This is a genomic window from Streptomyces sp. NPDC060232 (genome assembly GCF_042726555.1).
GTDB lineage: Bacteria > Actinomycetota > Actinomycetes > Streptomycetales > Streptomycetaceae > Streptomyces.
On record NZ_JBHXAG010000007.1, the window covers coordinates 234,345 to 255,667 of the forward strand.

The following is a 21,323-nucleotide window of genomic DNA, read 5'->3' on the forward strand; positions in this document are numbered from 1 at the left end:
CCCGGGGCCGCGGCCGGCCCGCCCGCTCAGGCCGCGGCGCGCTCGTCCTCCCCGACGAAGGTGCGCCACAGCTCGGCGTACCGGCCGCCGAGCGCCAGGAGTTCGTCGTGGGAGCCGTCCTCGACGACGCGGCCGCGGTCCATGACCACGACCCGGTCGGCGCGCGCGGCGGTGGTCAGCCGGTGCGCGACCACCAGCGTGGTGCGCTTGCCGGCGAGCCGGTCCGTGGCCTGGTTGACCTGGGCCTCGGTGGCCAGGTCGAGGGCGGCGGTGGCCTCGTCGAGCAGCAGCACGTCCGGGTCGACGAGTTCGGCGCGGGCCAGCGCGATCAGCTGGCGCTGTCCCGCGGAGAGGTTGCGGCCGCGCTCGGCGACGGTGTGCAGGTAGCCGCCGTCGAGGGTGGCGATCATGGCGTGGGCGCCGACCGCGCGGGCGGCGGCCTCCACCTCTTCGTCGCTCGCGTCCGGGCGCCCGTAGGCGATGGCGTCGCGGACGGTCCCCGGGAAGAGGTACGACTCCTGGGGGACGACGCCCAGCCGGTGGCGGTACGCCGTCAGATCGAGCTCCCGCAGGTCGGCGCCGTCGGCGGTGATCCGGCCGGAGGTCGGGTCGTAGAACCGGGCCACCATCTTGACCAGGGTGGACTTTCCGGCGCCGGTCTCGCCGACGAAGGCGACGGTCTGCCCGGCGGGTATGCGCAGGCTGATGCCGGCCAGGGCCTCGCCCTTCTCGCCGCGCTCGGCGGCTGTCCCGTACTGGAAGCGGACGTCCTCGAAGGCGATCTCCCCGCGCAGCGCGGGCAGTGCGCGCGGGTGCTCGGGCCGCGGGGTGGTGGTGGGCTCGCGCAGCAGGTCCTGGATGCGGCCGAGGGAGACGGTGGCCTGCTGGTAGCCGTCGAAGACCTGGGAGAGCTGCTGGACCGGGGCGAAGAACAGGTCGATGTAGAGCAGGTATGCGACCAGCGCGCCGGTGGTGAGCGTCCCGGCCTCCACCCGGCCCGCGCCGACGATCAGCACGGCGGCCGCGGCGGCCGAGGACAGCAGCTGCACGAACGGGAAGTAGACCGATATCAGCCACTGGCCGCGGACCCGGGCCTGACGGTAGGAGTCGCTGCGCTCGGCGAAGCGGGTGGCGCCGGAGCCCTCGCGGCGGAAGGCCTGGACGATCCGCAGACCGGACACGGACTCCTGCAGGTCGGCATTGACCAGGCTGACCCGGTCGCGGGCGAGCTCGTAGGCGGCGACGGACCTGCGGCGGAACACGATGGTCCCGACGACCAGGACGGGCAGGGTCGCGAAGACGATCAGCGCGAGCTCGACGTCGAGGACGAGCAGGGCGACCAGGATCCCGAAGAAGGTGAAGACGGAGACGACCGCCGTGACCAGGCCGGTCTGCAGGAACGTGGACAGCGAGTCCACGTCCGTGGTCATCCGGGTCATGATCTTGCCGGTCAGCTCGCGCTCGTAGTAGTCGAGGCCGAGCCGCTGGAGCTGGGCGAAGATCTTGACCCGGAGCGAGTACAGGACGCGCTCGCCGGTGCGGCCCGTCATGCGGGTCTCGGCGAACTGCGCGGCCCACTGGGCGACGACGACCGCGAGGGCGAGCCCCGCGGCCACCCAGACGGCGCCGAGCACGGCCGCTTCCACGCCCTGGTCGATGCCGTGGCGGATCAGGATCGGCAGGAGCAGTCCGGCGCCCGCGTCCACGGCGACGAGCGCGAGGCTGATGGCGAGCGGCGCCCAGAACCCCTTGAGCAGGCGGCGCAGGCCGTAGCTCTCCTCGGCTGCCGCGGCGCGGGTCTCGTCGACGTCGGGCCGGTCGTCGGCGGGCGGCAGCGCGGCCACCTGGGCGAGCAGTTCGGGGGTGGCGGGCATCCCGGCGACCGCGCCGGCCATGGAGTGGCCGGCTCCGGGCGCCCCGCCGACGGCGGCGGGGGCGCCGGCGGTGGCCGTCTCGGGCTCCTCGCGGCGGCGCCACAGCTCTGGGGTGATCCCGGCGGGGACCCTGCGCTTGGCGTTGACGGGCTCGGAGTCGATCTCGGCCTCAAGCTCGATGTCGCGTTCGAGGTCGCGGTCGAGGTCGCTCTCGAACTCGGCCATCGCGAGGGCGTCCGGGGTCCGCGGCGAGCCGGCGCCGAGCGCGTCGGGATCGGTCAGCAGCCTGCGGTAGAGCGGCGAGCGCTTCTGAAGCTCCTCGTGCGTGCCGATCTCGGCGAGCCGCCCGCTGTCCAGTACGGCGATCCGGTCGGCCAGCGCGAGCGTGGAGCGGCGGTGGGCGATCAGCACGGTGGTCCGGCCGGCCATGACCGCGCGCAGGGCCTCGTGGATCTCGTGCTCGACGCGGGCGTCCACGGCGGAGGTGGCGTCGTCGAGGAGCAGCAGCCGGGGGTCGGTGAGGATGGCCCGGGCCAGGGCGATGCGCTGGCGCTGGCCGCCGGAGAGGGTCAGCCCCTGCTCGCCGACCTTGGTGTCGTACCCGGCGGGCAGGGCCCGGACGAACCCGTCGGCCTGGGCGGCGCGGGCCGCGGCCTCGATCTGCTCGTCGGTGGCGCCCGGGTGCCCGTAGGCGATGTTGGCGCGGATGGTGTCGGAGAAGAGGAAGGAGTCCTCGGGGACGAGGCCGATCGCGCCGCGCAGGGACGTGTAGGTCAGCTCGCGGACGTCGTGGCCGCCGATGCGGACGGTGCCGCGGTCGGCGTCGTAGAAGCGCGGCATCAGGAGCGAGACGGTGGACTTCCCGCTGCCGGAGGCGCCGACGACGGCGACGGTCTCGCCCTCCGCCACGGAGAGCGAGAACCCGTCGAGGACGGGCCGCTCGGGGTCGTAGCCGAAGTGGACGTCCTCGAACTCGACGGTGGCGGGCGCGTCGGCGGGCAGGTCGAGCTCGCCCTCGAAGATGGCGGGCTCGGTGTCGATGAGCTCGAAGACCCGCTCCACGCCGGCGCGCGCCTGCTGGGCGACGGTGAGGACCATGGCGAGCATGCGGACGGGGCCGACGAGCTGCGCGAGGTAGGTGGAGAAGGCGACGAAGGTGCCGAGCGTGACCTGTCCCTCGGTGGCCATCCAGCCGCCGAGCGCCAGCATGGCGACCTGGGCGAGCGCGGGCACGGCCTGGAGGGCGGGGGTGTAGCGGGAGTTGAGCCGGATGGCCCGCAGCCGTCCGGCGAAGAGCCTCCGTCCGGCCTCGCGGAGCTTGCCGGTCTCCTGCTCCTCCTGCCCGAAGCCCTTGACGACGCGTACGCCGGTCACGGCCCCCTCGACGACGCCCGCGACGGCGGCGGCCTGGCCCTGCGCGTACCAGGTGGCGGGGAAGAGCTTCTTGCGGCTGCGCTTGGCGATGAACCAGAGCGCGGGGGCCATCAGCAGCGCGACGACGGTCAGCAGCGGCGACAGCCACAGCATGATCCCCAGGGATATCCCGAAGAGCAGGAAGTTCCCGATCGTCATCGGGAGCATGAAGAGCAGGCCCTGGATGAGCTGGAGGTCGGTGGTGGCGCGTCCGACGACCTGCCCGGTGGACAGCTCGTCCTGACGCCGCCCGTCGAGGCGGGAGATGGTGTCGTACATGTCGGTGCGCAGGTCGTGCTGCACGTCGAGGGCGAGGCGTCCGCCGTAGTACCGGCGTATGTAGGTGAAGGCGTACACGAGGAGGGCGGCGGCTATGAGCATCCCGGCCCAGGGGCCCATGGGCTTGGTCCGGTCCCCGATGACGTCGTCGATGATCACCTTGGTGACCAGGGGCACGAGCGCCATGACGGCCATGCCCGCCAGCGAGGAGCCGAGCGCGAGCAGCACATTGGCCTTGTACCGCCAGGTGTAGGCGGCCAGCCTCCTGGCCCAGCCCTGTTTCTCCCCCGCCGCTGTCTGTGCCGCCGCCACGTAGGCCTCCCCGTTCGGTCCTGTCCTGCCGGAAGCGGGAACGCCCCGACCGGCGGATTTCATCCCGCCGCAACCATTCGAACGTGTACGCAGGTCGGCTCCGGCGCACCCGGGGAGCCCCGCGGTTGGGCCGCCCGGGTCGCACGCCGTCGCCCGGAGGGCCGGACGTGGGTCAGAGGGGGGCAGACGTGGGTCAGAGGTGGGTCAGAGGTGGGTCAGAGGTGGGTCAGAGGTGGGTCGGGGCGAACATCCTGAGGGTGGCCGCAAGGACCAGGACCGAGGGGCCCGGGGTGGCGAGGGCCTTCCTGAGGTCGGCCGTCAGGGACTCCGGGGTGGTCGCGGCGGCCGTGACGCCGAAGGACTCCGCCAGGGCGGCGAAGTCGGGGCGGGTGAGTTCCGTGCCCGTGGTGCGGCCCTCGAAGGCGTCGGTCATGTACTCGCGCAGGATGCCGTAGCCGCCGTCGTCCACGATCAGCCAGGTGACGTCCAGGTCGTGCTGCCGGGCCGTGGCCAGCTCCGCGAGCGAGTACATCGCGCCGCCGTCCCCGGAGACGGCGAGCACCGGGGTGCCGGGCTCGGCGACGCACGCGCCGAGGGCCGCCGGGAAGGCGTAGCCGAGGCCGCCGGCGCCCTGGGCCGAGTGCATCGTGTTGGGGTGCTTGGGGTCGAAGGCCGACCACGCCCAGTAGGACAGGATCGTCATGTCCCAGAAGGACGGGGAGCGGGCCGGCAGCGCGGACCGGATCGAGGCCAGCAGGGACTGCTCCAGGGCCAGGTCCTGGTCGGCGAGGCGGGCCGCGATGTCCTCCAGGACCATGCGGACCCGCTCGGGGGCGTGGTCGTCCTGCCGCTCGGGCACCGTCTCCAGCAGCGCCTGGAGGGCGAGGCGGGCGTCCGCGTGGATGCCCAGGGCCGGGTGGTTGGACTCCAGCTTGCCGAGGTCCGCGTCGATCTGGACGACCCGGCCCGTGGGGAAGAAGGTGTGGTAGTTCGACGACAGTTCCCCGAGGCCCGAGCCGACGACGAGGAGCACGTCGGCGTCTTCGAGGAAGTCCGTCATGTGGCGGTCCTCCAGCCAGGACTGGAGGGACAGCGGGTGCGTCCAGGGGAAGGCGCCCTTGCCGCCGAAAGTGGTGACCACGGGTGCGTTCAGGCGCTCCGCGAGCTGCCTGAGCTTGCCGGACGCGTCGGAGCGGACGACCCCGCCGCCGGCGACGATCACCGGGCGGGAGGCACGTGACAGCCAGTGCGCCGCCACCGCCGTCAGCTCGGGCCGCGGGACGAGTTCGTGCGGGGTCGCGTCCGTGCCCGTGACCTGCGGGACGATCGTCTCCGACCGCAGGACGTCCTCGGGGATCTCCACCCAGACCGGGCCGTGCGGAGCCGTGAGCGCGGACTCCCAGGCTGCGGCGATCACCGAGGGGATCTGGGAGGGGGTCCGCGCCTCGTGGACGGACTTGACCACCTCCCGGAAGGACGCGGCCTGGTCGCGCAGCTCGTGGAGGTGGCCGCGGCGGCCGCCGCCGAGGCCCGCGACCGGGACCTGGGAGGAGATGGCGAGGACGGGGGCGGAGGCCGCCGCCGCCTCCGCCAGGGCCGGCAGGGCGGTGAGCGCGCCGGGGCCGGTGGACAGCAGCAGGGGCGCCGCCTCGCCGGTGATCCGGCCGTACGCGTCGGCCGCGAAGCCGGCGTTGTTCTCCACGCGGAGGGTGACCAGGCGCAGGTCGGAGCGCCCCACCGCGTCGAAGAGGCCGAGGGCGTGCTGCCCCGGCAGTCCGAAAACGGTGGTGGCGCCCAGCGAACGCAGCGTCTCCACGACCAGGTCCCCGCCCGTCCGGCCCGGCGGCGGGGCCAGGGCGGCGGCCGTCTGGGCCTCGGTGGGACGGAGTACCAGGTCGTGGTCGTGCGTCACGGGGGTGTGGTGCCCTTCTTACTTCGCCTTCGCCGCCGCGATCTGACGGCTCATGATCGTGGTGAGCTCGTACGCGGTGTGCGAGGCCGCGACCGAGGTGATCTCGGCGTGATCGTACGCCGGGGCGACCTCGACCACGTCGGCGGAAACGAGGTTGCAGGAGGACAGTCCACGGATGATCTCCAGCAGCTCGCGGGAGGTCATGCCGCCGGCCTCGGGGGTGCCGGTGCCGGGCGCGTGCGCCGGGTCCAGGACGTCGATGTCGATGGAGATGTACAGCGGGCGGTCGCCGATGCGCTGGCGCAGCTGGTCGGCGACCTCGTCGGCGCCGCGGCGGTAGACGTCCGCCGAGGTGACGATGCCGAAGCCCATCTTGGCGTCGTCGTCGAGGTCCTGCTTGCCGTACAGCGGGCCGCGGGTGCCGACGTGGGAGAGGGCCTCGGTGTCGAGGATGCCCTCCTCGACGGCGCGGCGGAACGGGGTGCCGTGGGTGTACTCGGCGCCGAAGTAGGTGTCCCAGGTGTCCAGGTGCGCGTCGAAGTGCAGCAGGGCGACCGGGCCGTGCTTCTTGGCGACGGAGCGCAGCAGCGGGAGGGCGATGGTGTGGTCGCCGCCGAGGGTCATCAGGCGGGAGCCGCCCGCGAGCAGCTCGTCGGCGGCGGCCTCGACCGTCTCGACGGCCTCGTTGATGTTGAAGGGGTTGACCGCGATGTCACCGGCGTCCGCGACCTGCGCGAGGGCGAAGGGGGAGGCGTCCTGGGCCGGGTTGTAGGGGCGCAGCAGGCGGGAGGCCTCGCGGATGGCGTTGCCGCCGAAGCGGGCGCCGGGGCGGTAGGAGACGCCCGAGTCGAAGGGCACGCCGACCACGGCGACGTCGGCGGAGCCGACCTCGTCGAGGCGGGGCAGCCGGGCGAAGGTCGCCGGGCCCGCGTAGCGCGGGATGCGGGAGGAGTCGACGGGTCCGCGCGGCTGCGTGCTCATGGCTGTGCCTCTTTCTCTGGCCTGACGTGTGCGGTCCTTCGAGCGTAAGCGCGCCGCACGGGGCTGGGGAGTGTACGTTTCATCCATCTGGCCCTGCTGATGTGTACGGAGTATCCATGGACGGGCTTCCCCGTGACCCCGACCAGGGAGGCGGCGCTTTCGTGCCGCCCGCCGGGGAGCCGCTCACGCCGCCGGTACTGCTCGACCGGCTCCTCGGCGAGCGCGCGCTGGGCCTGCGCCACCTCGCGGGGCCGCCGACGGCTCAGGTGCACGGCGTGCACGCCTCCGAGATGGCGGACCCCTCGCCCTACCTGCTCGGCGGGGAGCTGCTGCTGACCGCCGGGGCCGAGCTGTCGCAGGCCGGGGCCGCGGCGTACGTGGGCCGGCTCGCCCGCGCGGGGGTCGCCGCGCTCGGCTTCGGCGTGACGCCTGTGCACGAGGGGGTGCCAGCCGGGCTGGCCGAGGCGTGCGAGGCGGAGGGGCTGCCGCTGGTGGAGGTCCCGCCGGGAACCCCCTTCACCGCGGTCGCCCGCGGTGTCGGCCGGCTGATGGCGGAGGCCCGTACCCGCGAGCTGCGCCGGGTCACCGAGGTCCAGCAGGCCCTGGCCGCGGCCGCGGCCCGCCCGGACCCGGTCCCGGCGGTGCTGTCCCGGCTGGCGGCGGGCCTCGGCGGGCACGTGGCGCTGTGGCCGGACGGCCGGGCCGCGGGCGGGGCGCCGCCGGCCGGGGCGGCGGCCGCCCTGGAGGCGCTGCTGGCCCGGGTCGGCCGGGCCGGGGGCCCGGCCACCGCGACCGACCAGGCCGGGGGCCGGCACCTGGCCGCGTACGCCCTGGGGCCCGGCGCCGCCCTCGGCACCGCCACCCCGGGCCGCGCCCCCGGCGACCACACCGTCGCCTCGGTCGCCGCCGTCCTGCTGACCCTGCTCACCGCCGACCGGCCGACCGGGACCGAGGCCGCGGCGCTGGCCCGGCTGCTGCTCGGCGAACCCGCGGCGGAGGCCCTGGGCCGCCCCGGGCCCTGGTACGCGGTCCACGCGCGGGGCGGCGGCGACCCGCGGGCCCTGGCCGACGCACTGGGCACCGTACTGCTGGACCCGCGCGGGCCGGTCGTACGGCTGCTGACCGACCGGGAGCCCGGCGCGCAGCCCGGATGGCGGCTGGGGGTGAGCGCCCCCGCGGCGCCGGACGCGCTGGCCGCGGCCGACGCCCAGGCCGGGCGGGCCCTCCAGCGCGCGGAGGCGGCCCGCGCCCCGCTGGCCCGGCACGCCGACGCCGGCTTCGCGGGCCTGGTCGGGGAGGCCGAGGCGCGCGCCCACGCCGAGGCTATGCTCGGCCCGCTCTCCCCCGCGCTGCGCGAGACCCTGCGGGCCTGGCTGGCGCACCACGGCAGCTGGGACCGTACGGCGGCGGCCCTGGGGGTGCACCGCAACACCGTGCGCCAGCGCGTGGCACGCTGCGCGGTCCTGCTGGAGCAGGACCCGGACGACCCGGACGTCCGGATGGAGCTGTGGTTCGCACTGCGCCAGGAGTGATGCGGGCGGGGGACGCCGGATCCGGACGGCATACGGACGGGCGCGAGACGGGCTCGGGCGGGCCCGGGCGGGCTCGGGCGGGCTCGGGCGGGCTCGGGACGGCATCTGAACGAGATCCGGCCATGATTCGACCGCCATCCGGCCGCTATCCGGCCAGCCGCCCTCGGGGCGCCGGTGTGACGTACGCGTGTACGACCACATCTGGACAGCGTGGCCAACTCGTCGGTAACTTAGTCTGAGCAAGCGCTTAATTTAGGCGGCGGACCGCCGCGACGAAGGGAGCCGGCCGTGCGCCGTACGGTGTTCAACGAGGACCACGAGGCGTTCCGCGAGACCATCCGCGCCTTCATCGAGGCCGAGGTCGTCCCCGTCTACGACGAGTGGTTCGCCGCCGGACAGGCACCGCGCGACTTCTACTACAAGCTCGGCGAGCTGGGCGTCTTCGGCATCAACGTGCCCGAGGAGTTCGGCGGCGCGGGCCTGGACACGCACAAGTTCGAGGCCGTCCTCTACGAAGAGACCTCCCGCGCGGGCGTGAACTTCGGCGGCTCCGGCGTGCACGTGCTGCTCGCCCTGCCCTACATCAAGATGCTCGCCACCGACGAGCAGAAGAAGCGCTTCCTGCCGAACTTCGTCTCCGGCGAGGAGATGTGGGCCCTCGCCATGACCGAGCCGGGCACCGGCTCCGACGTCGCGGGCATGAAGACCACCGCCAAGCTCTCCGAGGACGGCACCCACTACGTCCTCAACGGCTCCAAGACCTTCATCACCGGCGGCGTCCACGCCGACCGCGTGATCGTCTGCGCCCGCACCTCCGCCCCCAGCGCCGAGGACCGCCGCTTCGGCATCTCCCTCTTCGCCGTGGACACCAAGTCCGAGGGCTACTCCATCGGCCGCAAGCTCGACAAGCTCGGCCTGCGCACCTCCGACACCGCCGAGCTGGCGTTCGTCGACGTGAAGGTCCCGGTCGAGGACCTGCTCGGCGAGGAGGGCAAGGGCTTCTACTACCTCGGCCACAACCTGGCCTCCGAGCGCTGGGGCATCGCCTTCGGCGCGTACGCCCAGGCCAAGGCCGCCGTCCGGTTCGCCCAGCAGTACGTGCAGGAGCGCACCGTCTTCGGCAAGCCCGTCGCGCACTTCCAGAACACCAAGTTCGAGCTGGCCGCCTGCCAGGCCGAGGTGGACGCCGCCGAGGCCGTCGCCGACCGCGCCCTGGAGGCCCTGGACGCCGGCGAGCTGACCCCGGCCGAGGCCGCCTCCGCGAAGCTGTTCTGCACCGAGGTCGCGCACCGCGTCATCGACCGCTGCCTCCAGCTCCACGGCGGCTACGGCTACATGAACGAGTACCCGATCGCCCGCCTGTACGCCGACAACCGCGTCAACCGCATCTACGGCGGCACCAGCGAGATCATGAAGTCGATCATCGCCAAGTCGATGGGTCTGTAAGTCCCCTTGAACGAGGCACTGACGGATCTCCTCGATCTGCTCGACCTGGAGCAGATCGAGGAGAACATCTTCCGCGGCACCAGCCGCACCTCCCTGGTGCCGCGCGTGTTCGGCGGCCAGGTGGCCGCCCAGGCCCTGGTCGCGGCCGGACGCACGGTGCCCGCGGACCGTCTGCCGCACTCGCTGCACTCGTACTTCCTGCGCACCGGCGACTCCGGCGCGCCGATCGTCTACTCCGTGGACCGGATCCGCGACGGGCGGTCCTTCACCACCCGGCGCGTGGTCGCCGTCCAGCACGGGCAGCCGATCTTCCACCTCTCCGCGTCCTTCCAGACGTACGAGGAGGGGCTGGAGCACCAGGTCCCGATGCCGGCGGCCCCGGACCCCGAGTCCCTGCCGACGGCCGCCGAGGCGCTGCCGCCGTACCGCGAGATCTTCCGCGACCCGGGCACCGTCGAGCGGCTGCTGGAGGCGCGCGGCGCGGTGGACCTGCGCTACGCGACCACCCCGCCCTGGGGCACGGTCGGCGAACCGCTGGAGCCGCACTCACAGGTCTGGTTCCGCACGCAGGGCAAGCTCGCGGACGACCCGCTGCTGCACACCTGCCTGGCCACCTACGTCTCCGACATGACCCTGCTCGACGCGGTCCTGCTCGCGCACGGGCGCGGAGGCTGGGCGGTGGGCGACGTGGTCGGCGCCTCCCTGGACCACGCGATGTGGTTCCACCGGCCCTTCCGCGCGGACGAGTGGCTGCTGTACGACCAGGAGTCCCCCTCCGCCCACGGCGGCCGCGGCCTGGGCCAGGCCCGCATCTACACCCAGGACGGCCACCTGGCGATCACGGTCATCCAGGAGGGCGTGGTCCGCATCCCCCGCGCCTGACGTGAGAAGGGCGGCCCGGGTGTCACCACACCCGGGCCGCCTTCTCGTTGCCGGTCAGAAGATGACGTCGTACCCGGTCAGGCCGATACCGAGGAAAGTGCGACCTGCGGCGAAGAAGCCGTAGAGCTCTCCGGTACGGGTCACGCCGACCTGCTCTGGCACGCCGTCGTTGTCGGGGTCGCTGACGTAGGGACTCCATTCACCCGGCCACCAGCCCTCCCCGACTACGCTGGGACTGGCGAAACGGAGGGCGTCGTCACTGCTCGCGTTCGGGTAGAGGTACAGCCTGCCGTTGGTGCGCTGCCCCAGGATGTCGGCCTTGTTGTCGTTGTTGAGGTCACCGACCCGGAAGGCGGACCAGTCGGCGGTCCCCCACCCGTTTCCGATCAGAACCCGGGCATTGAGGGCTTGAGTACCGGTTCCACCGCTGTGGGCATACACCCACATGTTGCCGCCGCTGTCGCGGCCGATGACATCGGTACGACCGTCGCCGTTGATGTCTCCGAAGCCCAGGTCCACGTACGTGGTCCATCCGGTGCCGATCAGAACGGGGTTGCCGAACGTCTCGGTCCCGGTCCTTCCGGTGCCCGGGTACAGGGAGAGGTCCCCGAAGCGGTTGCGTCCGACGATGTCGCTGTATCCGTCGTGGTTGAAATCGGTGGTGTAGGCGTTCGTCCAGTGATCGCGCCACCAGCCGTTCCCGGCGAAGTAGCGGCTGCCGAAGGTACTGGTTCCGGTGCCGCCGGTACCGGGATAGATCCAGAAACCACCGTTGGCATCACGCAGAGCCATGTCCGTGTAGCCGTCGCCGTTGTAGTCCGGCCGGCTCTGGCTGCCGCTGCTCCACAGGCCCTGCCCGGAGGGGGTGTAGAGGACGAGCACACCGCGGGGCTGGAGCACCGCGTACGAGCCCGGAGTGCTGGTCTTGCTGCTCCACAGGGTGGTCTTGGCGTCGGCCGACAGGACGAGGAAGTTGCCGTGGCGTTCGGCCGAAGTGGCCAAGCGCCTGCGCCCGGGACTGCCCAACCTCACCTCCTACAAGACGAACGTCGAGAAGGAGTCGACCCGCACGACCGTCACCGGTGGTACCCGAACCACCGAGACCAGCCGTCACTTCGACGAGTACGGCATGGCCGACTGGCAGTCGAGCACCGGTGACACGGCCAAGACCGGCGACGAGTCCTGCACCCGGACCACGTACGCGCGCAACACCGCCACGTGGATCCTGGACCGGCAGAGCCGTGTCGAGACCGTCGCGCTTCCGTGCGACACGTCCGGCGCCGGCCCGGCCGACGTCATCAGCGACACCCGGACCTACTTCGACAACGGCACGCTCGGCACCGTCCCCGGCCGTGGCCTGGTGACGAAGACCGAGAAGATCAACGGCAAGGGCGACGGCTACGACACCGCGTCGAGCGTCCCGTCCACCTGTGGTGCGGCCAAGGACCAGCTCTGCTACGACCTGTACGGTCGGGCGCTGGCTGCCGCTGACGCCTACGGCAAGGTGACCACCACCGCGTACACGCCGGCCACCGGCGAGGTCCCGACCGCGATGACGGCGACCAACGCGCTAGGTCACGCCGCCACCAGCCAGCTTGACCCGCTGCGCGGCCAGGCCACCAAGGTCACCGACCCCAACGGGAAGGTCGCCACGACGGCGTACGACGCCCTGGGCCGCGTGACGAAGGTCTGGGTCCCGAACTGGACCCAGGAGGCTAACCCGGACCTGCCGAGCCGCGTGTTCGAGTACACCGTCCGCAACAGCGGTCCCAACGTGGTCACGTCCAAGGCGCTGACCCACGACTACAAGTACTCCGTCGCCCACTCCATCCAGGACGGTCTGCTGCGTGAGCGGCAGACGCAGACCCAGTCGCCCGACCTGTCCGGCCGTCTGGTCACGGAGACCTTCTACGACACCCGCGGCCTGGCGTGGCGTTCCTCCGGCACGTACTACGCCGACGGCGCGCCTTCGACCGATCTGGTCACGGGACAGGAGCTCAACTATCCGGCCTCGACCGACACCCTCTTCGACGGCGCCGGCCGCCCGACAGCGGTGATCGCGAAGAAGTTCGGTACCGAGACCAAGCGCACCACAACCAGCTACACCGGCGACACCACCACGGTCAGCCCGCCTCAGGGCGGGACTACTACCACCAGTGTCGTCGACGCGCTGGGTCGCACGGTCGAGGTCAAGCAGTACACCGACCCGGCCCGCACCACCTCGCAGTCGACCCTGTACACCTACAACAAGCTCGGGCAGCTGGCCCAGGTCACCGACCCGGCCAACGCCAAGTGGACGTACACCTACGACGTCCGCGGCCGTCAGGTCGAGGTGAACGACCCGGACAAGGGCGTCACCAAGACCGCCTACGACAGCGGTGACCGGATCACCGGCGTCACCGACGCCCGAGGCATCACCCTGCACACCGACTACGACGACCTCGGTCGCGCCGTCGCCACCAAGCAGGGCGCAACGAAGCTGACGTCGACTGTCTACGACACCGTGGCCAAGGGGCAGCTCGCCCAGTCCACGCGCTACGTCGACGGCAAGGCGTACACCTCGGAGGTCCTGGCCTACAACGACCTCTACCAGCCGCTCTCGACCCAGGTCACCATCCCGTCCACCCCCGACACCGGCGCACTGGCCGGCACCTACAAGTGGACGAACACCTACAACATCGCCGGCCAGGTCCTCACGACCAGGCACCCGGCCATGGGCGGCCTCCCGGCCGAGACCCACGGCAGCACCTACAAAACCGTCTCAGGCCTGCTTAACAGCATGGGCGCCGGCAGCAGTCACCTCGTCGGGGCGATGACCTACGACCACTACGGCCGCACGATCCGCCAGGAACTCGGTTCGTCCGCCCAGAGCCTGTACCGGACGAACGAGTACGACGAGCACACCGGTGCCCTCACCCGCACCGTCGTCGACCGGGCCTTGGCCCCTCAGCGGATCGAGGAGACCAAGTACACCAACGACCCCGTCGGCAACGTGACGGCGATCGCCTCGGCCTACGGCCAGGACACCACCCGGACGACGGACACCCAGTGCGTCACCCTCGACTCCCTGCGCCGTGTCACCGAGGCGTGGACCAACAAGGGCGAGACCTGCGCGGCGACGCCTTCTGCCTCCGTCATCGGCGGTGAGGACCCGTACTGGACCACGTACACCTACGACGCCGTCGGCAACCGCAAGACGGAGACCAAGCACAAGACCGCCTCGGGCCCGACCGCGGACACGATCCGCACGTACGCGCCCCCGACGCCCGGAAAGCACGACCTGCCGAAGGTCACCCAGACCGGCACCGCCCCGCACGACGAAACCTTCACCTACGACGCCTCCGGCAACACCAAGACCCGCAAAAGCGGCACCGGTGAAACGCAGTACCTCGACTGGGACGCGGAGGGGCGCGCCTCAAGTCCCTCGTCCAGGGCCTGACCACCGACGGGTTCATCTACGACGCGTCCGGCAACCGCATCCTGCGCAAGGAGAAGGACAGCACCACGCTGTACCTGCCGTCCGGCAACGAGCTGAAGCTCGACAAGTCGGGCACGATCACCGGCACCCGCTACTACGGCGATGTCGCCGTCCGCACAGGCGGCAAGCTCACCTTCACCTTCGCGGACCACCACAACACCAGCACCACCCAGGTGACCGCCGACGCGACCCAGACGGTCACCCGCCGCAAGACGGGCCTGTTCGGCGAGACCCGCGGAACCCAGCCGACGACGTGGACCGGCGAGAAGAACTTCGTCGAAGGCACGAAGGACAACGACAGCGGCCTGACCCACATCGGAGCCCGCGAGTACGACCCCCTGATCGGCCGCTTCATCTCGGTGGACCCGATCATGGACCTCACCGACTCGCAGCAGCTCCACGGCTACACGTACGCCGCGAACAACCCGTTCACGTACTCCGACCCTGACGGCCTCAAGTACTTCGAGGGCGACAGCGACGGCGGTTTCCAGTCCAAGCCGCAGAGCGTCGTTGAAGCTGCAAGGCGATACACCAACGGATACTCGATCCGCCCGTCCGGAGGATGCGGAATATATTGCGGAGGGGATCAGAAGAAGGGCGGAGACTACGTCAAGCATCCGGGAAATCCGGCTCCGAAGCCGAAGCCTACGATATATGTGCAGACAGCTTCCGGATATCCCGCTCAGGGCGTGCCGCAGGGCAGCATACTCGACCCCAATAAGGATTCGGCGGGAAGCCGGGAAGGAGAATACGAATACTGGTTCAACTCTTGCATGGCCAGCGGAGATAGCGAAACCCTGTGCCGCATGAGGGCATCCTGGTACGCAAGCGCCCCTCTCGTCGGTGCGCTCGCCGGGTCCTTCTCTGCAGCCGCTCTCGGTCGCGGCGGCGCTTTGGGATCGACCGCCGATGAGGCCGCTGGGGTAGGGGCCTACACGGCCCCCCAGCAAGACTAGACTGGGCGGGTCGTACTACACGCCGGAGACACCCTTTAAAGAGATGATCAACCCGATGGGCGGAACGACCAACTGCCGGGCATGCGTAATCTCCCTGGACCAATTGCTTGCAAATGGGGCCAGGTCAAACGCCCTTCCCAACATCAGCCGCGGATCCCATACGGCCATAGAAGAGTTTTATGGCAGGAAGTTTCGCAACAGAAGTTTCTCGAACATCGTGGGAGACATCCAGAAGGCGGGGCCAGGCGCCCGCGGTATAGTATGGGGCCACAACCCGGCCGGGGGTCACGTGTTTAATGTCATCAACCAGGGCGGCAAGGTCACGTTCCTGGACGGACAAACAGGGCGGGCCAATCCGACCCCATATGACAGCTTCTCGTCCCTAAGGACAAATTGATGCTTTCGGAAGGGCAAGCCAGGGCATTGGCTGAAGAATTCCTCCTCGCGAGTCGAGTGGCAGGTGAACCGGAGTTCGCGATTCTCTGGGACCTGGCACGAGTGAAGGATGGCGTTCTGGTCGCCCCATACAACTCTGTCCGCTTCATGGAAACCAGAGACTATTCCGACCAGCTACTGGATTGCTGGCCCATCCTGGTGGATATGTCGAGCAGCCTGGTGCGCTTCGCGCGCATTGACGAGCCAGAATTCTGGGGCGCCGCGCCCGAGGATCAGCAGTAGGGGCGAAAATCTCGATGCCGCCTCAAGGAACTCTGCCGCTGTAGACGGCGGGGTTGCCGTGATGCGCATGCCAGATGTGGCATGCGCATCACGGCTCGACTAAGAAAATCGGCCGGTTTCGGCATGCCCCGATGATCTGAAGGCGGTTCGGATCAGTGATCGCTGAGCGCGCGATCGATCTCGCACGCTTTCGCCCGCCCCAAAGCGTCCCAATGCGGCGACCTGTAGGGGGCAGGGGCTGACCTGGGCCCTCCCCTGGCCGCCGTCGCGTCAGCGCAGGCCCGCCGCCTGCAGCAAGTACGCCACCAGCGGGTCGTAGTAGCGGGGGTCGCGGACGTGGTCGTCCAGGGGGATGGCGACCTGGAGGGTGCCCTCGGCCTCGCCGAGGAACAGCGCCGGGTCGTTGCAGTCGGCGTAGCCGACCGCGTCCAGGCCGCGCTGGGCCGCGCAGCCCGCCCAGCCGTGGTCGGCGACGACCAGGTCCGGCTGCGGGCGGCCCGAAGCCGTCAGGCCGTCCAGGATCGCGGCCATCGGCGCCGGCGAATGGGTGTGCCACAGGGTCGCGCCCCGCTCCAGGACCGCGACGTCCGCGAACTGCCACACCGAGCCATCGTCCGCCGTCAGCCCCTGCGGGATCACCACGATCTCGCAGCCCGCCGCCCGCAGGGCCGCCGCCGTCGCCCGGTGGACGTCCAGCAGCCCGCCCGGGTGGCCGGTGGCCAGCAGCACGCTCTGCCGGTCGGCCGCCGCCTTGCGCAGCCGGGCCGCCAGCCGGTCCAGGCCGGCCACGGTCAGCTCGGGGTCGATGGTGTCCTGGCCGTAGCGGAACTCCGGGTCGTCCACGACGCCGCAGCGCTCCGCCATCACGGCGAGCACGTCCTGCTCGTCGCTCCAGCGGTCGCCCAGTTCCAGGCCGAGCCAGTAGTGCCGGTCGCCGTTGGCGAGCTTGCGGTAATGGGAGAGGTTGTTCTCGCGCGGCGTCGCGACCTGCCCCGCGATCCGCGTGCGGACCAGATGGTCGATGAGTTCGGCGCGGCTCGGCGTTTCAATAGATCGGTCGGGCGTCTCTATCGGCTTCGGCATGGGGGCCATTCTGCCGCCGCCGGGCCGGAGGCGGCGCGTCCATTCCGGTCGGCGGACGCCCCGGGTCATGCCGACAGCGCCCCGAAGGCCCCGTGCGCGAGCCTGCGCAGCAGCGACTCCACGGCCTCCCGGCCCAGGGCCGCCAGGTGCGGGGTGGAGTTGAGCAGGCCGAACACGGCGTGCACGGCGACCCGCACCTCCGCCTCGCCCACCTCGGGGTGCAGCTCCCGTACGACCTCCACCCACAGCTCCACGTACTGGCGCTGGAGCTGACGTACGAGCTTGCGGTCGGCCTCCCGCAGCCGGTCGAGCTCCCGGTCGTGCAGGGTGATCAGCGCCCGGTCGTCGAGCGCGAAGTCGATGTGGCCGTCGATGAGGGAGGACAGGACCCGGCCCGGGTCGCCCGCCGCCTCCGCCACCCGGTGCCGGCCGCCGGTGAGCAGTCGTTCGCTGATGCCGACGAGCAGCTCGGCGAGCATGGCGTCCTTGCCCGCGAAGTGCCGGTACAGGCCGGGGCCGCTGATGCCCACCGCGGCCCCTATCTCGTCGACGCCGACGCCGTGGAAGCCGCGCGCGGCGAAGAGGCGGGCGGCCTCACTGAGGATCTGCTCGCGACGGGTGGGGGCGGCCGCTCTGGTGCTCATGGGAAACCATTCTAGACAGGGCCGTTAGCGGTCGTTAACCTAAGTCCCACACACGTTAACGACCATTAACAGCGTGTACCGAGCAAGTGGAACGAGCAAGGGAGCTCGACCGATGCAGCAGGCACCAGTGCTGACGAGCGCCGCGGACCCGGCGTCCGAGGCCTGGCGGACCAACGAGGCCGCCCACCGCGAGCTGACCGAGGGCCTGCGCGCCCGGCTCGACGCGGCCCGGCTCGGCGGCGGCGAGAAGGCCCGCGCCCGCCATACCGCCCGCGGAAAGCTCCTCCCGCGCGACCGCGTGGACACCCTCCTCGACCCGGGCTCCCCCTTCCTGGAGCTGGCCCCGCTGGCCGCCGAGGGCATGTACGGGGGCGCCGCCCCCGCCGCCGGGGTCATCGCCGGCATCGGCCGGGTCAGCGGACGCGAGTGCGTGATCGTCGCGAACGACGCCACCGTCAAGGGCGGCACGTACTACCCGATGACCGTCAAGAAGCACCTGCGCGCCCAGGAGGTGGCGCTGGAGAATCGTCTCCCCTGCCTCTACCTGGTCGACTCGGGCGGCGCCTTCCTGCCGATGCAGGACGAGGTCTTCCCCGACCGGGAGCACTTCGGCCGCATCTTCTACAACCAGGCGCGCATGTCGGGCGCCGGCATCCCGCAGATCGCCGCCGTCCTCGGCTCCTGCACCGCGGGCGGGGCGTACGTACCGGCGATGAGCGACGAGGCCGTCATCGTCCGCAACCAGGGCACGATCTTCCTCGGCGGCCCGCCGCTGGTGAAGGCCGCGACCGGCGAGGTCGTCACGGCCGAGGAGCTCGGCGGCGGCGAGGTCCACTCCCGCGTCTCCGGCGTGACCGACCACCTCGCGGAGGACGACGCGCACGCGCTGCGGATCGTACGGAACATCGTGGCGACCCTGCCCGCGCGCGGGGCCCTGCCCTGGTCGGTGGAGGCCCCGGAGGAGCCGAAGGTGGATCCGGCCGGGCTGTACGGCGCGGTCCCCGTCGACTCGCGCACCCCCTACGACGCCCGCGAGATCATCGCGCGGATCACGGACGGCTCCCGCTTCCAGGAGTTCAAGTCCGAGTTCGGCCAGACGCTGGTCACCGGCTTCGCCCGGATCCACGGCCACCCGGTCGGGATCATCGCGAACAACGGCATCCTGTTCGCCGAGTCCGCCCAGAAGGGCGCCCACTTCATCGAGCTGTGCGACCAGCGCGGCATCCCGCTGCTCTTCCTCCAGAACATCTCCGGCTTCATGGTCGGCCGTGACTACGAGGCCGGCGGCATCGCCAAGCACGGCGCCAAGATGGTCACGGCCGTGGCCTGCGCCCGGGTGCCGAAGCTGACGGTGGTGGTCGGCGGCTCGTACGGCGCCGGCAACTACTCGATGTGCGGGCGGGCGTACTCGCCCCGCTTCCTGTGGATGTGGCCCAACGCCAAGATCTCCGTGATGGGCGGCGAGCAGGCCGCCTCGGTCCTCGCGACGGTCAAGCGCGACCAGATCGAGGGCGCCGGCCAGGAGTGGCCCGCCGAGGACGAGGAGGCCTTCAAGGCCCCGGTCCGCGCCCAGTACGAGGAGCAGGGCAACGCCTACTACGCCACGGCGCGGCTGTGGGACGACGGGGTCATCGACCCCATGGAGACCCGGCAGGTGCTGGGACTGGCCCTGACCGCGTGCGCGAACGCCCCGCTGGGTGATCGCGGCTTCGGCATCTTCCGTATGTGACGTGAGGACCTCACTGATGTTCAGCACTGTTCTGGTCGCGAACCGGGGCGAGATCGCGGTCCGGGTCATCCGCACCCTGCGGGAGCTCGGCATCCGCTCCGTGGCCGTCTTCAGCGACGCCGACGCGGACGCCCGCCACGTACGGGAGGCCGACACGGCCGTCCGCATCGGCCCGGCGGCGGCCGCCGAGAGCTACCTGTCGGTGGAGCGGCTGCTCGATGCCGCGAAGCGGACGGGCGCCGAGGCCGTCCACCCCGGCTACGGCTTCCTCGCGGAGAACGCCGCCTTCGCCCAGGCCTGCACGGACGCCGGACTGGCCTTCATCGGGCCGCCCGCCTCCGCCATCTCCCTCATGGGCGACAAGATCCGCGCGAAGGAGACGGTGAAGGCGGCGGGCGTACCCGTGGTCCCCGGCTCCTCGGGCAGCGGCCTCACGGACGCCGAACTGGCCGCGGCCGCGTCGGAGATCGGCATGCCGGTCCTGCTGAAGCCCTCGGCGGGCGGCGGCGGCAAGGGCATGCGGCTCGTACGGGACGAGGCGGTGCTGGCCGAGGAGATCGCGGCAGCCCGCCGCGAGGCCCGCTCGTCCTTCGGCGACGACACCCTCCTGGTGGAGCGGTGGGTGGACCGGCCCCGGCACATCGAGATCCAGGTGCTGGCGGACTCCCACGGCAACGTGGTGCACCTCGGCGAGCGCGAGTGCTCGCTCCAGCGCCGGCACCAGAAGGTCATCGAGGAGGCCCCCTCGGTCCTGCTCGACGAGAAGACCCGCGCGGCGATGGGCGCGGCAGCGGTCGACGCGGCCCGCTCCTGCGGGTACGTCGGCGCGGGCACGGTGGAGTTCATCGTCCCCGGCGGCGACCCGTCCTCCTATTACTTCATGGAGATGAACACCCGCCTCCAGGTCGAGCACCCGGTGACGGAGCTGGTCACCGGCCTGGACCTGGTGGAACTCCAGTTGCGGGTCGCCTCCGGTGAGGCGCTGCCCGTCGCCCAGGACGACATCCGGCTGACCGGGCACGCCATCGAGGCCCGCGTCTGCGCGGAGGACCCGGCGCGCGGCTTCCTGCCGTCCGGCGGTACGGTCCTGGCCCTGTCGGAGCCGTCGGGAGGTGCGGTCCGTACGGACTCGGGCCTGACGGCGGGCGTGCCGGTGGGCTCGACGTACGACCCGATGCTGTCGAAGGTCATCGTCCACGGGCCGGACCGGCCGGCGGCGCTGCGCATGCTGCGGGCCGCGCTCGCCGACACGGTGATCCTGGGCGTCCAGACCAATGCGGGGTTCCTGCGTCGCCTGCTCGCCCACCCCGATGTGGTGTCGGGCAACCTGGACACCGGGCTGGTCGAGCGCGACCTTTCCGGGCTGCTGCCGGAGGGGGTGCCGCCGGAGGTGTACGCGGCGGCCGCGCTGCTGGGTGTCCCCCACCCCGCCCCTTCCCGAAACCGGGGCTCCGCCCCGGATCCCGGTCCTCAGACGCCGGACAGGCTGAAGATGTGGTGCGACCCGTTCGATGCCGTCAGCGGCTGGCGCCTGGGTGGCACCCCTGCCTGGACCGTGCACCACGTCCGGCTGCCGGGACAGGACCCGGTCACGGTCCGCACTCGGCAGCTGGGCGCCGAGCAGGAGATCCTGCTGCCCGCCGATCAAGCCCCGCCGGCGATTGAGGCGCGGGGGTCCGGGGGCGGCGCCCCCGGCGCACCGGCCCGCGGCCGGATCGTCGCCCGCACCGCCGACACCGTCACCGTCGAACTCGACGGTGTCACCCACCGCTTCAGCCACGCCGCCTCCCCGGAGGGGACCTGGCTCGGCCGTGACGGCGACTCCTGGCACGTGCTCCACCACGACCCGGTGTCCGCCCACGGCGCGGCGAGCGCGGGGGCCGACACCCTCGCCGCCCCCATGCCCGGCACCGTCACCGTCGTCAAGGTGGCCGTCGGGGACAAGGTGGCGGCCGGTCAGAGCCTGCTGGTCGTCGAGGCGATGAAGATGGAGCACGTCATCTCCGCCCCGCACGCGGGCACGGTCACCGAGCTGGACGTCTCCCCCGGCACCACCGTCGCGATGGACCAGGTCCTGGCCGTCGTCACCCCGGACGAGGAGGAGGGCGCGTGATCGGGCTGCCC

15 protein-coding genes are annotated in these 21,323 nt (G+C 71.6%); 9 read left to right on the top strand and 6 right to left on the bottom strand.

The genetic code is table 11. The annotated features are described in order from the left end of the window. Positions 1 to 26: 26 nt before the first annotated feature. The 3 genes from ACFWFZ_RS13535 to speB form a co-directional block, all read right to left on the bottom strand. Positions 27 to 3,878 carry an ABC transporter ATP-binding protein gene (locus ACFWFZ_RS13535; RefSeq protein WP_387121183.1) on the bottom strand — a complete coding sequence of 1,284 codons (3,852 nt, stop codon included), beginning with the start codon at positions 3,876 to 3,878 and terminating at the stop codon, positions 27 to 29. A gap of 226 nt (positions 3,879 to 4,104) precedes the next feature. Further along, entirely contained in the window at positions 4,105 to 5,790 is a 1,686-nt protein-coding gene (locus ACFWFZ_RS13540; RefSeq protein WP_387121186.1) for a thiamine pyrophosphate-binding protein, read from the bottom strand. 18 nt (positions 5,791 to 5,808) lie between these two features. After that, entirely contained in the window at positions 5,809 to 6,771 is a 963-nt protein-coding gene (gene speB / locus ACFWFZ_RS13545) for an agmatinase (RefSeq protein ID WP_030032703.1), read from the bottom strand. 116 nt (positions 6,772 to 6,887) lie between these two features. Here speB and ACFWFZ_RS13550 point away from each other — a divergent pair, with 116 nt between their 5' ends. The 3 genes from ACFWFZ_RS13550 (at position 6,888) to tesB (ending at position 10,631) form a co-directional block, all read left to right on the top strand. After that, positions 6,888 to 8,303 (top strand): PucR family transcriptional regulator, encoded by a 1,416-nt coding sequence (locus tag ACFWFZ_RS13550; RefSeq protein WP_387121189.1) that lies wholly within the window; start codon positions 6,888 to 6,890, stop codon positions 8,301 to 8,303. Positions 8,304 to 8,591: 288 nt separating this feature from the next. Beyond that, on the top strand, positions 8,592 to 9,749 hold the full coding sequence (locus ACFWFZ_RS13555; protein WP_387121192.1) for an acyl-CoA dehydrogenase family protein: 1,158 nt from the start codon (positions 8,592 to 8,594) through the stop codon (positions 9,747 to 9,749). A 6-nt stretch (positions 9,750 to 9,755) separates the two neighbouring features. Then, positions 9,756 to 10,631 (top strand): acyl-CoA thioesterase II, encoded by an 876-nt coding sequence (gene tesB, locus ACFWFZ_RS13560; protein ID WP_387121195.1) that lies wholly within the window; start codon positions 9,756 to 9,758, stop codon positions 10,629 to 10,631. 54 nt (positions 10,632 to 10,685) lie between these two features. Here the strand turns inward: tesB and ACFWFZ_RS13565 are convergent, their stop codons facing one another. Then, on the bottom strand, positions 10,686 to 11,633 hold the full coding sequence (locus ACFWFZ_RS13565; protein ID WP_387121198.1) for an FG-GAP-like repeat-containing protein: 948 nt from the start codon (positions 11,631 to 11,633) through the stop codon (positions 10,686 to 10,688). Between ACFWFZ_RS13565 and ACFWFZ_RS13570 the strand changes: the two genes are divergently transcribed. The 4 genes from ACFWFZ_RS13570 to ACFWFZ_RS13585 all read left to right on the top strand — a co-directional run bounded on the left by ACFWFZ_RS13570 (position 11,626) and on the right by ACFWFZ_RS13585 (position 15,743). Then, positions 11,626 to 14,070 (top strand): hypothetical protein, encoded by a 2,445-nt coding sequence (locus tag ACFWFZ_RS13570; protein WP_387121201.1) that lies wholly within the window; start codon positions 11,626 to 11,628, stop codon positions 14,068 to 14,070. The two genes, ACFWFZ_RS13565 and ACFWFZ_RS13570, sit on opposite strands and share 8 nt — an antisense overlap. 212 nt (positions 14,071 to 14,282) lie before the next feature. Next, complete coding sequence (locus ACFWFZ_RS13575) at positions 14,283 to 15,065, top strand: RHS repeat-associated core domain-containing protein (RefSeq protein WP_387121204.1); 783 nt, start codon at positions 14,283 to 14,285, stop codon at positions 15,063 to 15,065. Between the two features lie 55 nt (positions 15,066 to 15,120). Continuing rightward, complete coding sequence (locus ACFWFZ_RS13580; RefSeq protein ID WP_387121338.1) at positions 15,121 to 15,462, top strand: toxin glutamine deamidase domain-containing protein; 342 nt, start codon at positions 15,121 to 15,123, stop codon at positions 15,460 to 15,462. Beyond that, positions 15,462 to 15,743, top strand: coding sequence for a hypothetical protein (locus tag ACFWFZ_RS13585; protein ID WP_387121207.1), 282 nt, complete (start codon positions 15,462 to 15,464; stop codon positions 15,741 to 15,743). The genes ACFWFZ_RS13580 and ACFWFZ_RS13585 overlap by 1 nt, the downstream gene beginning before the upstream one ends. A 270-nt stretch (positions 15,744 to 16,013) precedes the next feature. On the opposite strand, the gene ACFWFZ_RS13590 is transcribed toward ACFWFZ_RS13585, so the two are convergent. Continuing rightward, positions 16,014 to 16,835 (bottom strand): phosphatase, encoded by an 822-nt coding sequence (locus ACFWFZ_RS13590; protein WP_387121210.1) that lies wholly within the window; start codon positions 16,833 to 16,835, stop codon positions 16,014 to 16,016. 56 nt (positions 16,836 to 16,891) lie between these two features. Continuing rightward, a complete protein-coding gene (locus ACFWFZ_RS13595; protein WP_387121214.1) occupies positions 16,892 to 17,470 on the bottom strand; it encodes a TetR/AcrR family transcriptional regulator in 579 nt (192 codons plus the stop codon). 112 nt (positions 17,471 to 17,582) lie between these two features. Between ACFWFZ_RS13595 and ACFWFZ_RS13600 the strand changes: the two genes are divergently transcribed. Further along, on the top strand, positions 17,583 to 19,199 hold the full coding sequence (locus ACFWFZ_RS13600) for a carboxyl transferase domain-containing protein (RefSeq protein WP_387121220.1): 1,617 nt from the start codon (positions 17,583 to 17,585) through the stop codon (positions 19,197 to 19,199). 16 nt (positions 19,200 to 19,215) lie between these two features. Beyond that, the gene (locus ACFWFZ_RS13605; protein ID WP_387121223.1) at positions 19,216 to 21,312 is read left to right on the top strand and encodes an acetyl/propionyl/methylcrotonyl-CoA carboxylase subunit alpha; all 2,097 of its coding nucleotides are present in this window, start codon (positions 19,216 to 19,218) and stop codon (positions 21,310 to 21,312) included. Positions 21,313 to 21,323 lie beyond the last annotated feature (11 nt).

Coding starts and splice junctions, on each gene's coding strand:
- speB (WP_030032703.1), bottom strand. CDS start 6,771: ATGAGCACGCAGCCGCGCGGACCCGTCGACTCCTCCCGCATCCCGCGC.
- ACFWFZ_RS13550 (WP_387121189.1), top strand. CDS start 6,888: ATGGACGGGCTTCCCCGTGACCCCGACCAGGGAGGCGGCGCTTTCGTG.
- ACFWFZ_RS13580 (WP_387121338.1), top strand. CDS start 15,121: ATGGGCGGAACGACCAACTGCCGGGCATGCGTAATCTCCCTGGACCAA.
- ACFWFZ_RS13585 (WP_387121207.1), top strand. CDS start 15,462: ATGCTTTCGGAAGGGCAAGCCAGGGCATTGGCTGAAGAATTCCTCCTC.
- ACFWFZ_RS13590 (WP_387121210.1), bottom strand. CDS start 16,835: ATGGCCCCCATGCCGAAGCCGATAGAGACGCCCGACCGATCTATTGAA.
- ACFWFZ_RS13595 (WP_387121214.1), bottom strand. CDS start 17,470: ATGAGCACCAGAGCGGCCGCCCCCACCCGTCGCGAGCAGATCCTCAGT.
- ACFWFZ_RS13600 (WP_387121220.1), top strand. CDS start 17,583: ATGCAGCAGGCACCAGTGCTGACGAGCGCCGCGGACCCGGCGTCCGAG.
- ACFWFZ_RS13605 (WP_387121223.1), top strand. CDS start 19,216: ATGTTCAGCACTGTTCTGGTCGCGAACCGGGGCGAGATCGCGGTCCGG.